We start from the raw sequence: 13,088 nt of genomic DNA, 5'->3' as shown, positions 1-13,088 counted from the left end.
GGCAGAATGTCTTTAATTCTCGCCCATTGGTCATCTCGTAGGGCATGGCGTCTTGTCATGAGGGTTTTACTCAGATTGCTAAATATAGAGTTACTATAGCTTATTCTAAAATAACTGTGCTAATTGACGACACGCCCTAGATTATTGCAACATATCAGCCAAGTATCTGAATATAAGCGCCAGCACGTAGCTCTTGTAACCAGTCTTCTTGAGCTTGTGGTGCTAAGCGTTGATACAATGCTTGACGCGCCATATTGCGACGATATTGCTCGCTAATATCTTGATCGCGTTTACCATCGACTTTTAGGATATGCCAACCAAACTGTGTCTTAAATGGCGCAGAGTAGTCGCCAACTGCCGTATTTTTCATTGTGGCTTCAAATGGACCAACCATATCTTCTTCGCTAACCCAATCAAGGTCACCGCCACGTCCAGCAGAACCTGGATCATCTGAATACGTTGAAGCTAAACTAGCAAAGTCAGCGCCGCCACGAAGTTGCTCGTATAGATCATTGATTTTTTGTTCAGCAAGCGCGTCAGTTTGTAGGTCATCGACTTTAACTAGGATATGGCGAGTATGCCACTGTGGTATCAGCATCGTATTGCTGGCTTTTTTATCAGCAAGCTTGATGATGTCAATCCCTTCAGGAGTCAATAATGGCTCGCTTACAGTACCAACATCTAGCTTGGTAATTTTGCTGGACAGCTCTGTCGGTAAAGAAGCGGCCTTGTGAAAGCCCATATCTCCACCTTGCAATGGAATCGGATAGCTACCTTGGCTAGCAGCAACAGCTTCAGCGACATTGACATTTGGCTCAAGCAAACGTGTACGTAATGCTTGCGCGACTTTTAATGCTTCTTCACGTTGAGCGGGCGATAGGCGACTATAGTCATCTATATAAGGAACACGTACGTGAATGGTTTGATATTCGCTTTGATTCAGACGTTTGGCTTCAGGTGAGGCCAAAAATGCATCAATGTCTTGCTCGCTAATACGTACTCGGCGAGTAATTTGACGCTGCTGTAGCGCTTGGATAGAAGCCTCTTCGATCAATTTGGCACGTAGATTGGCATAACTGCCAGGTTGCGCGGCATCTAGACGTTGCTGCAATGCTGCGATGCTATTAAGGCCTTCAGCTTGAGCGATTTGACCAAGACGTTGATTGATCTCTGCTTCATCGGCAGACAGTCCCGCACGTTTGACCATAGACAACTGCAGTTCACGCAAAATAAGCGCGTTTAACACTTCAGACTGTAGTTGTGCTGAGTTTGCGATAGGCTCTCCAGCAGCTTTGGCACGTGCTTGAGTTTGCTCGATAGCATCAACCAATTCGCTTTTTAAGATAGCGTTTTCATTAACTAGGGCAATAATACCGTCTGTGCTATTGGCTGGCGTTAAGCGATCAACTGAGCTTTGCGCAGCAGAGGTAGAAGCTTGAGCCGCTGCAGGTTTGACAGTAGCAGCGTTAGCACTTAACGTAAGCGTAAGGCCTGCCATAGATAGCAATACTGCTCTGCTAGTCTGACGTAAAGAAAAAAATCTCATGATGCTCCTCATCAATGTCATTGCATCGGATGGTAGTCGGTCAACTCTATCCGATACCCTTAATAATAAAATATTCGACAGCGTTTCCCATAATAGGGGTTCAAATAGTGTCTTATAAATATTTACGTAAATAACTCTAATCTAGCAAAAAACCGGTTAGTCTTTCCATGCCGTCTGTACAGGTTCAAAGCCCAAAATCTTATCAGCAAGCAATCGTGTCAAGCGGCTACTACCGCTGCCAAGACCATTTAATCTAACTTCTGCCATAATAGCTTGTGTTGGCTCGTCTTTTACGTTTAGGTCATTGTAATAGCGGCGACCATAAACAGCAAAGCCGAAACAGCAGTCTTCGTAATCAACACCGATGAGTGAATCAAGCATCTTGTTACGATTATAATCGTACTGACCCTGAGCCAATATGCGCCAGCTGTTATTGATAGGGAAAACAGCGGAAGCGGTAAACGCAGATAATGGCAACTGATCGGTATTGTCATCACGCTGACGCTTAACATAACCCACATTAAATAAGCTGTTGTTTGACGGCTGATAACGTAGTTCAGTCGTAATGTAGTTCAAATCATAATTACTGGTTAAGGCACCGCTAACATCAACCCAAAAATTATTATAAGGCTGAGTGCTGGTATCCCATACCATACCTGAAGAAGACGAGGTAAAAACTGGCTGATCATCATCAAGTGTTACGCGTCCATCATCTAGATAGAACTGTTCTGCAATGCTACCATCAAAACGTGTCACACCCGTTGCATCGATGTAACGATAATTGACACCAGGCGTAATAGAATGCAAATCCTGCAAACGATCATGACCTAAAAACCAACTGTCTGAAAATAGCTGTTCATAGTTAATAGAGGCAATACGCGTATTAAAGTTAGGAATGTCGTTTTGGTTCTTATACGGTGAATACGTATATTTTACGCGTGGGCTAAGTAAACGATAGCCGCCCATGGTATCGTCAAACGCACCAAATGGTGAGCCCGCTTGATAGAAGTGTAGACCTGCATCGATACTAGCTTGCGGAACAAATACAGATTGACTGCCATCTTCTTCACTAAGCTGATTATCTTCTAAGCTATCTTCATCATATGACGTATATAGATGCTGCAAGCTCAGCTTAGGTTTGATATAACCCCAAGAGGTTTCCATCGGATAGGCGGCGCTCAGTTTATTATAAATACGTGCGCCACTTTTTTCGTTTTCAGAACCATCATCGATAGATTTTTTGAAGTATGCAGAATCATGAATACCAGTGATATCGAAGCGCTCAGCCCAAGGCAGGCGATAATTTAATTTGAGCTGTGGCAAACGTGAGTACGGCTTGTCTTTGTCTTCTAATGCCTCACCGCTATCAGTGAATGCATCTAAAGTCTGGAAAGTTTCTACTTTTAGTTCACCATCGACATAATCATTGTAGTAATTGACGCGGGCACGACGTGGCAAGTTTATAGTGCTATCTGACAAGCCCAACGTATCAAAATCATTAAGGTAATCGGCATCTGATACATAGTTGTATTCGGCATCAGCACTTAATCGTGGAATGCTTTTCGACGACCAAGTGTGGTCATAAAACAAGCTGGTACGATCTTCGTCGTCATACTCTTTATCGTTTGGTAAGTATGAACCGTTTAAAATACCTTCCCCATAATTCTCAGTCAGATAACGGAACTCACCTGATAGCATCGGGTTACGGTCAGTATAAATATGCGTGTTAAGGGTGGCATCATAGTTAGGTGCTAAGTTGAAATAATAAGGAATATCAACTTCAAGACCGCTTTCACTACTGACGCTAGCACTTGGTAATAAAAACCCACTACTGCGACGACTGTCGATTGGGAAGTTAAAGTAGGGGAGATAAAATACGGGTATATCAGCCACACGGAAAGTGGTGTTATATGCTTCGCCGCGCCCTGTATCAGTATTTAGATCGATACTTTTGGCTTCAAACTGCCATTTGCGGTTGGTAGGTGGACAGGTACTAAACATCACCTGATCCAGCTCGTATTCACTCTCATTAGGTTTGTTTAAGCGTTTGGCATAGCCGTGCGCTTGTAGTCCAACACTAGCAAATGCCACATCATTGGCCGTTGATTGACCAGTCTCAGTATTGTAATTCAAGCTATCTGCAACGCCAATTAGGCCGCTTTGTGCCGCTCTATCATTAAAGCTGGCTTGGCCGTTTTTTGTAGTGGCATTGCTTGTACGCTGTCCAGTCGCATTATCTGTAAACATGACTTTGCCTTGAGCAGCTGCAACGCCATTGCTCAAGTCAATCATGACTTTTTCTGCTTCGATATGCTGAGTGCCTTGGTCAATTTTTACATTGCCTGATAGCTCAGCATAATTAATATTATTGTAATAACCGTAATCAGACTCAGTAAATAAAGGGGCTTGATTGTTCGGAACGCTAGCCACCTTTGGTGCTGGTTGTCCGTTTGCCGTACCAGCTTCATTCACAGCACGTTGATAATTAGGGTTACTCTGCGGATATACCCATTGACCTTCACAGCGCTGGGCACTGTCCACGGCATTTGGCAGTAGACGTAAATCTCTACCGACCTTTGGAATCGTCTGTGCAGCAGGCATCGCATTATTATGAGTATTGTTTGCTTCAGTGCTGACAGCCTCATTGTTTAATGTTGAAGCATCGGTATCTGGTGTTAGCTCATAAAACTCTGCTAAGCGCATTAGGCTGGCTTGAATACTCTCGTCATTAAGATCTAGCTTGCCATTATCTGTTGTTATCGCTTTAGGGACAAAGGCATTGCTATCTAGTGTATCACTGCTTGGTTGGTTGCTAGTTTCTGTATTTAAATTACTAGCATTAGAAACTTCATTGCTAAAAGCTTCAGAGTCAGCAGCCTCATTAATCTCTGTGATATTTAGGTCATTGTTCTCAGAGAATCTGCTATCTAACGCAGTATCATTTAATAAAGTAGCGTCATTCGTATTAGCATCGTCTGGATAGCTATCATTTAGAATATCTGCTTCTTGATAGCCATCATTGCTTTGAGTACGACTAATACTATTGGCGTCAGTCGCCACACTATTAGACGCATAGCTGTCTGTACTATCCGTAGTGAGTGGTTCAGTTTTTTGCGTATTGGCATCACCAATGGCAGCACTGACAGTTAGGCTAGATAAGCCTAAGGCACCAAATAAGATCAAGCGGATGCTTTGGTAAAGCGGAGAATATAACAAGGGCACACCTATGATTGCAGAGCTTATTGGATTGCATGACTGAATTTAGTAGCGGTATCACCGAACGATATAAAGCAGTGAACGAGCAACTAAAATATGACTAATGTATTCTCAAAAATTTGGATGTTTTACATATAATGACGACTAATCATAGTCAAAAAAAACCAAATCAGCTACACTATTTACCAAAATTTATAATATAGCCATGCTGATTTTTAAGTAGCGATAGCGATTCTATCCGACATCAAGTATTGAATGATATAGCAATACGTCTGTGGCAGCTTGTATAGCACCGACACATATCGCTATTTTAGCAAGTATTTGTCAGACTTATCACTACTTTAATTATTTATGACTTATATTTAACCAGCGATGCCCAATATGACTGACAAAACGACTTTAGAGACTGATATGATCGATGAAAATAACAACCGTCAACAGCAATTAGAACAATGGTTACAGCAAGTATTTTTAGATCAAACTTTTAGTCTAGACAGCTTACCTGGCGACGCTAGTGCCCGCCGATATCATCGTATCGAACTATCAGAGACAGACAATAGCACCAATAAGCATTATATCGTCATGGACTCCGCTGACGAGCAAGATGCGATGCTGCAGTTTATCAATGTTGCTACGCTGATGGCGCCTGCTGTCAACGTGCCGACTCTGACTGCACAAAATGTGGAAAAAGGATTTTTGGTATTACAAGATTTTGGCACAGTAGAGTTTGCCCATTTGCTTGTCGATGCAACCGTAGACCAAATCAATGACTACTATCAGCTAGCAATGCAGACATTAGTGGCGCTACAAACGGTACCAGTAGAAACGGCAAAGTCGCAACATCAGCTGCCAGATTATGACACAGCACTACTAGACCGTGAGATGGATTTATTTAGCGAATGGTTTATGCCTTATATTGGTATAGCGCTAAATGAGCAAGTTTGGGGAAACCTAAAAACAGCGTTAATGAATGAGATTTTGCGACAGCCACAAGTAGTGGTACATCGTGATTATCACAGCCGCAACCTTATGCAAGATCAAGCAGATAAATCAAAGTTGGGTGTGATTGATTTTCAAGATGCTGTCATTGGCTCGTATGCTTATGATTTAGTGTCGTTAGTCCGCGATGCTTATGTTGAATGGCCAGAGAGCCAAATATCCACATGGATTGATGACTTTTGGCAGTTACAAAAACAAAAATCACTAACCACCCCTGATAGCGCGCTGCAGTTTGAACACGATGTGAATGTCATAGGCGTACAACGTCATCTAAAGGTATTAGGGATTTTTATCCGTTTGTCTGAGCGTGATGGCAAAGACCGCTATTTGGCGGATATTCCTAAAGTCATGCGTGATTTGATTATTGAATTAAACTGGCTTGCTGAACATGGCAATGATGAACTAAAGCAATCAATTATACCGTTTAATCAATGGCTACAAGAGGCAGTGCTACCTGCTTATAAAGAGAAGTTTGCTTCAGCATAGATGACGCTCAGCTAAATTAATTTAAATGATAAAGATAGGAGCGCAGATGTCTACCTCTACGATTACACAAGCCATGATTTTGGCAGCGGGCAAGGGCACACGCCTACGTCCATTAACGCTTGAGACGCCCAAGCCTTTGGTTGAAGTCGCAGGTCAACCGCTTATTGTATGGCATATTAAAGCACTACAAGCAGCAGGCATTACTGATATCACAGTCAATGCCTCATGGTTGGCAGATAAGCTAATGGACAGCTTAGGTGACGGTTCACAGTATGGCGTAAAGTTGCATTGGTCAGTAGAAGACGATGAACCACTTGAGACCGCAGGCGGCATTTTTCAGGCATTACAATCAGGTAAACTAAAAGATGAGCCGTTTATTCTGGTCAATTCTGACGTCTGGACTACCTATGACTTCTCTCAATTAACAGACTATACATTGGGAGCGGATCAGCGCGCGCATTTGTTGTTGATTGATAATCCAGAGCATAATAATGGCGGCGATTTCGCGATTAATAATGGCCTTGCTAGTGAACAGCCGGTCGGCGATGCAGATAAGTATACCTTTGCGGGTATTAGCGTAATGTCACCCAAATTAATAGAAGGTCTGGTGTCAGGACAGCCTGCTGCATTAGCACCACTACTAAAGCAAGCAATGATAAAGTTTCAGATTACCGCTGAAGTGACGACAGATAATTGGATAGACGTGGGGACCCCAGAGCGTCTAACACAGGTTAATGAGTTTATCGAACAGAATGATATCGAGCATGCAGGTAAGCCAAACTGATAAATTTAAGATAAATAAAAAGCAGCGTCGATTATTCAACGCTGCTTTTTTTATGTATATAGAGATATTTTTTACGACATGTCTAAAAGGTATGTGTGCAAGATAAAAGTGCAAATGTAGCATCTAGCAAGCTATTTATTAGCTGACTAACTGGCACTCAATCGTATGAGTAGGCAATGATACTAAACACCCATGGCCAGTTTAATTAGCTGAGCAATGGTAAATACCACTAAAAACCCTGCCAAATATAGACCTACAAACCATGCCCATTGCGATTGTTTTTTACTGAACTTTTTCATAGAAATCTCCTGATTAGCGTTTGAAGTGTGACTACCATCTATAAACGATGATAGCCATCCTCTTTAGCTGATCCGTTGTCCGTCGCGATTAGCGACTAGTACATCGGATTGTGATCAGACTTACCTTTAAAGGTATAGTAAGCAAATGCTGTATAGCTCAAGATAATCGGTAACATGATACATGCGCCAATCAGCATGAATGATAACGAAGTATCGGCTGCAGCAGCTTCATAAATCGTCATTTGATACGGTACGATATAAGGGAATAGGGCGAAACAAACGCCGATATAACCCATTAGAAATAAGGCAACCGTTAGTAAAAATGGACGATACTCACGCTCAGTTTTTAAGTCTTTACGCATGATAAAGAATAAAAGCATGACAATAATAGGCATAGGAGCAAGGTATAACAAATCTGGAAAACTAAACCAGCCTTCTAATGCGTCAATGTCTGAGAAATACATAAACGCTGTGACCACAACCATCGCTACTAGCAACGCAGTAAGCATCCATCTAGAAACTTGGCGCGCCCATACTTGTAGCGTGTGTTCTGTTTTTATAATAAGCCACGTCGAGCCAAGTAAGGCATAACCAATAATCATGGCAAATCCGCACACTATCGAGAAGGGTGTGAGCCAATCAAATGGGCCACCAGTATATAGACGGTTACTGGCTTCTAACCCTTGCACTAATGCCCCAAGCATAATGCCTTGAGAGAAAGTGGCAACGACTGAACCGACAAAGAAAAAGGTATCCCATACATGCCGGCGCGAAGAGGATTTAAAGCGAAACTCAAACGCCACACCGCGCATGATAAGACCGAACAACATGGCAGTCACGGGTAAATAAAGACCTGTCATAATGATGCCATAAGCAACAGGGAATGCTGCGAATAGACCACCACCGCCTAGTACTAGCCACGTCTCATTACCGTCCCAAAATGGCGCGATAGAGTTCATCATTCGGCTACGGTTTTTATCTGAGCCTGCAAATGGGAACAAAATACCGCAGCCCAAATCAAAGCCATCAAGCAGTACATAGACAAAGACAGACAAAGCAATCAAACCGCCCCAAATGAGAGGTAAATCTAATACATCACCGAAGTTAAACATTAGCGTAATCCTCCATCATCGACATCGTTTGCAGGCTCATCTAAGTCTTCTTCAGTACCTTTAGCAGGATTACTATCACCACTTAACGCGCGTCCCTGACTTTCTGTCACAGTATGGTCATAATAATGATCTTCATCTGGATCTTCGTAAGGCTTAGGTCCTTGCGCGATCAACCGTAAAATATAAAAACTGCCTGCACCAAAGACAAATATGTACAGAACGATAAAGCCAATTAATGTCGTCGCCACTTGCTGTGCGGCAAGTGGAGACATACTTTCAGCGGTACGAATGACCCCGTAAACCGTCCAAGGCTGACGTCCTGTCTCGGTTACGAACCAACCTGATAATAAGGCGATAAAACCAAGCGGTGTCATCATCATCCAAGCACGGTGGAACCACACACTGTCAGTATTGAACTGCTGTTTTTTGAAGTATTTGTATAGACTGAATAGGCCGACCAGCACCATAAGCATGCCAATACCAACCATGATACGAAACGCCCAAAATACGATAATGACAGGTGGTTGATCTTCAGGTGCCCAGTTTTTGAGCCCTTTAACTTCACCATCTAACGAATGGGTTAAGATTAAACCGGTCACATAAGGAATTTTTACTTCGTACTTATTGGTCTGATTTTCTTGATCGGGAATCGCAAATAAGCGTAGTGCGGCACCGCGCTCATCCTCCCAGAGTCCTTCCATCGCAGCTACTTTAGCAGGTTGGTGCTCAAGGGTATTTAGACCATGCTCATCACCAATCAATACCTGCGCCGGTGCCACAAAGATGGCCATAATCATCGCCATACCTAGCATTACACGACCATGCGCACGGTGCTCGACGTGCTTTTTAGATTGAATATAATATGCGCCGATACCACCAATGACAAAGGCAGTCGTCAGAAAGGCTGCGGTCATCATATGAGCATAACGGTAAGGGAACGATGGGTTGAAGATAATTTCAAGCCAGTCGGTAGGATAGAGCAGACCATCTGCACCCATCATAAAGCCCTGAGGGGTCTGCATAAAGCTGTTAGCGGCCAATATCCAAAAGCCTGAAATCAAGGTACCAATAGCAACAATGGCGGTTGAGGCAAAATGCATGCGTTTGCTCACGCGACCCCAACCAAATAGCATAATGCCTAAGAAGGACGCTTCTAAAAAGAACGCCGTCAGTACCTCGTAGGCGAGTAATGGGCCTAAAACGTTACCGGCTTTATCAGAGAATACAGCCCAGTTAGTACCGAACTGGTAGGACATTACCACGCCTGATACCACGCCTAAACCAAAGACGACAGCAAATATTTTGACCCAATGCTTGTAGACTTCAGCATAGATAGGTTCACCAGTTCTTAACCAGCGGAATTCAAGCACCGCAAGCCAGCTGGCAAGACCGATAGAAAAGGCAGGAAAGACGATATGAAACGAGATAACAAAAGCGAATTGGATACGCGCAAGCATCAGCGCATCGAGCTGGTCAATCATAAATGTAGCGAACATAAACGGTTACTCTCATCTGTTAGCTGAATAGCGCTGACTTCCATACAACGCTCAAGTAACTGTCCGTAACTATCCATCGATCAAAGTGGCAAACATTACGGGCAATAGCTCAGTGACGTGGACTTAGCTCCATTAGACATAAATTGTGGCTAAGTTTGCGACTCACTGTTTAGCTGAATTGAATAATTTATGTCCTTATAAATTTACATATTACTGTCATGTGCTATAGATATATTATGCGCTCACCTAGATATACACGCAAGCAACCCAGTCTGTCTGTTGCAGACCTCAGAGTCACCAAAATAACATAATTCAAACATTGAAAAATAAAATTAATATTATTAAAAACAAAGCAGTATGCGCGAACATACTGCTTAGTTGAAACCTATGACTGATATTTAAAGGTTGCGATTTATGCGCCAAAAACTTTGTAAAATAACAAAAATCTACATCATTCTTGTAGCTGCTTATGCAAAATTCTTCGCAATGTCAAAATGGTCTGCGGATTGGTCTGAATACTATGACCGCCATTGATAATTGTCTCAGACGCGGCGCCGTCGAGATGGGCACTGTTATAAGGAACGATACCATCTGACAAACGCTCGGTCAGTGCTTGACTGATATCATCATTGACTGTCACAGCAGCAACAAGCGGCTCAGGTGGTAACTGTGATGTCTCAGTATTGTCGCTGACATCAACGCTCGCCGTTTCGTTTCCAGAGTTGTCTTCTACCGCTTGAGACAAATCAATCTTGGCACCATTTGGTTGCGTTTGTGCCAGTCCTTTAGTGATATCGGCATCATTATTGGCAATAATTGAATGGTAAGTGATACGCTCATTCATAGTGATGTCTTTGGTTAACTCTATAAAAGAAGACTTGTCACTTAACTGGCTGGCACCGTTCTGCAAATATAACGCGCCCAGTGGGTTTTGCGCCAAGTCGCCTTGTGTGGCAATGGTTGCTAAGTTATCCGTGAATGTCTTGACCAAACCTACAGGTAAGTAAACGATGCGGCGTAGCGCACGGGTAAACCAGCGATCTGCATAATCGGTACCACGGAAAGGTGCAGATAGAAAGACAGCGGTGTCTACTTGCGGCAATGCCTGTAGCTCAAAACGCTTCTTTAACTCATCTTCACCAAAAGAAGTCTTGAGCGCGTTACGGATTTGCTGTTTCTCATTGCTAGAGAGGATATCTTTGTCGTTAAGCTTATCTAAATCATCGACTAAATTTTCATCAGATAGCATCATACGAGCGATAATGGCACCCATACTATGACTGATAATCACACTATTTCGACTGGCGCGATTTTGTCCATTGGGATCAGTCTGCTGGTAGGTGCTGTTGATTAACTGTTGAATCTGGTAGCGATTTTCTAAAATAGGCAGGTTGGTTGGATAGAATATTTGCCAAACTTGGTAATTATCACGCAGTTTGTCATCATTAAGAATATCGTTGGTCAGATTTACCCAAGTTGCTGGACTAGAAGCCAGCCCGTGCAACATAATCAACACGCGTTTATCAGGATCATAAGGCTCAAGCATGAAGAGTTTGGGCAGCTGAGCATCTGGTTGGCGCGTAATCAAGTTTAAATAGCCTACGCCATCTAACTGGTTCTCTGATAGCCATAATCCATATCCCGCCGAAAAGTTGGCTGCCAGTGGGTAGTCATCATTGAGAATATTGACGGATTCGGTTTGGTACGGATTATATAAATGAATATCAAGCTTACGACTGCTCAGTGCGTCTAATACGCTATCGCCATCTGGCTTAATCAGCCCAGTCAATAGCAGATGTCCAGTGGGATAAATACGAGAGCTTGGCTCACTGTCGTCCGTATTTTTATCTTCATTTGTCAGTCGACCAGATAAGGAGGCAACCAACAACTGACGGATTGTGGTGGTGTAGCGATCATCCAACGATGCCACCAAGCTAATGCCTAAGCCGGGGCGTTTGCTCACAGAATTTAGACCGGAGAGTCGCAGCTCATAAGTAGATGATAAGTCTGCCAAGGCGGAAGTTTGTTTATGAGCGTTTTGCAGATAGTTGTTTTCGTTTGGCAAATAAATATCAAGATTGTAGTCATCTACGGTAACTTTCATGACTTTGACTTGGTCTGTTGCTTTGCCCTTTAGTGGTGGTCGATTGGCGATTGCTGCTTCATCCGTGTTGTCACGCTGGGTAGACGTTATCGGCAGATATTCTACTGTCGTATTACCCATCAATTTATTGGCATTTTCAGTCGACTGATAAATTTGAGTAATAACGTCATTGCTAGCAGCGTTATAAATGTCTTGGGTTTGGATATCATTGTCATTTGGAATACGGTTTTGCGCACGATGGCTATTGCTATTTTGCTCTGCACCTTCAAAGTCATGGGTCAAGCTGTCATAAAATAGGTAGGTGTAGCTGTATTTGACGGCATCAAATAACCTTGCTTGATAATCGGTCAAACACAGGTCGGTTTCTTTTTGCTGCGTTTTGGCGTCATTATCACTTAAGGGCGCGTTGGCGTAATACGGATCAAGTGGCGGGCGTGCCAGCGCATTACGACAGTTTTTTGAATCAGATAGTTGACGCGCTTTTGCATAGTGCAGTTCTGCAAAAATAGCCAAAGCAGGGCGATAGTGTCTGTTAAGCATACTGTCAGAGAGCTGAGTCAAGCATAAGTCAAATTGCTGCATACAGGCTTGCTCATTCAGTCCTGCTGATAGTAAAGCAGATGCTGTGTCGCTACTTAACGCATTGTCAGTGACGATATTGCCGCGCTGCGCTGATATGGTCTTGGCCGAGGCTTGTTTATCGACCGTCACCGTACTACACGCTGGTAGCAATACTGCTGCCGCCAAAAGCATAAGTGACGTAATGGGCAGGGTTTTTTTATTAGTATGCACTACTGTCTGTTTGCCAAAGCCAGCGAAAGTCATAAGTCAGTCCAATAAACGGTAGTTATGAGAGATGAGTAATGAAGGTAGCAATTGATAATGAGTGTAGCGCAACTTTTGACGTTAGACTATTTATTTGCAATTCTACAAAAGCGAGTTTTAAAACGAATGGTTTTCTGCTAGTCAAAAAAAAGCGCTTTTGCCTTATAGATATAAAACAAAAGCGCTTGGTATTTGAAACTTAGATTACTTATTAAAGATTT

At 42.9% G+C, this 13,088-nt stretch carries 8 protein-coding genes; 2 read left to right on the top strand and 6 right to left on the bottom strand.

All coding sequences use genetic code 11. From position 1 onward, the window contains the following. Positions 1–154: 154 nt before the first annotated feature. Positions 155–1,546 (bottom strand): peptidylprolyl isomerase, encoded by a 1,392-nt coding sequence (locus JMX91_RS05570; protein ID WP_201548052.1) that lies wholly within the window; start codon positions 1,544–1,546, stop codon positions 155–157. 156 nt (positions 1,547–1,702) lie between these two features. Continuing rightward, the gene (locus JMX91_RS05565; protein ID WP_201548051.1) at positions 1,703–4,762 is read right to left on the bottom strand and encodes an LPS assembly protein LptD; all 3,060 of its coding nucleotides are present in this window, start codon (positions 4,760–4,762) and stop codon (positions 1,703–1,705) included. A gap of 381 nt (positions 4,763–5,143) precedes the next feature. Between JMX91_RS05565 and JMX91_RS05560 the strand changes: the two genes are divergently transcribed. Together JMX91_RS05560 and murU are read left to right on the top strand one after the other, a co-directional pair. Further along, positions 5,144–6,247 carry an aminoglycoside phosphotransferase family protein gene (locus JMX91_RS05560; protein ID WP_227679290.1) on the top strand — a complete coding sequence of 368 codons (1,104 nt, stop codon included), beginning with the start codon at positions 5,144–5,146 and terminating at the stop codon, positions 6,245–6,247. Positions 6,248–6,293: 46 nt separating this feature from the next. After that, complete coding sequence (gene murU / locus JMX91_RS05555; RefSeq protein WP_201548049.1) at positions 6,294–7,031, top strand: N-acetylmuramate alpha-1-phosphate uridylyltransferase MurU; 738 nt, start codon at positions 6,294–6,296, stop codon at positions 7,029–7,031. Positions 7,032–7,213: 182 nt separating this feature from the next. Here murU and JMX91_RS05550 read toward each other — a convergent pair whose 3' ends face one another. From JMX91_RS05550 to JMX91_RS05535, 4 genes are all read right to left on the bottom strand, one after another. Further along, positions 7,214–7,330: a DUF2474 domain-containing protein gene (locus tag JMX91_RS05550; protein WP_101206161.1), complete on the bottom strand. Its 117-nt coding sequence runs from the start codon at positions 7,328–7,330 to the stop codon at positions 7,214–7,216. A gap of 95 nt (positions 7,331–7,425) precedes the next feature. Next, complete coding sequence (gene cydB, locus JMX91_RS05545; RefSeq protein ID WP_057759155.1) at positions 7,426–8,442, bottom strand: cytochrome d ubiquinol oxidase subunit II; 1,017 nt, start codon at positions 8,440–8,442, stop codon at positions 7,426–7,428. Beyond that, complete coding sequence (locus tag JMX91_RS05540) at positions 8,442–9,938, bottom strand: cytochrome ubiquinol oxidase subunit I (RefSeq protein ID WP_227679289.1); 1,497 nt, start codon at positions 9,936–9,938, stop codon at positions 8,442–8,444. Before JMX91_RS05540 ends, cydB begins: the two co-directional genes overlap by 1 nt. Before the next feature lie 451 nt (positions 9,939–10,389). Next, the gene (locus tag JMX91_RS05535; RefSeq protein ID WP_227679288.1) at positions 10,390–12,867 is read right to left on the bottom strand and encodes an esterase/lipase family protein; all 2,478 of its coding nucleotides are present in this window, start codon (positions 12,865–12,867) and stop codon (positions 10,390–10,392) included. Between the last annotated feature and the right edge of the window lie 221 nt (positions 12,868–13,088).

Source organism: Psychrobacter sp. Pi2-1 (genome assembly GCF_904846645.1).
GTDB lineage: Bacteria > Pseudomonadota > Gammaproteobacteria > Pseudomonadales > Moraxellaceae > Psychrobacter.
This window is presented reverse-complemented; position numbering and strand designations above follow the sequence as displayed.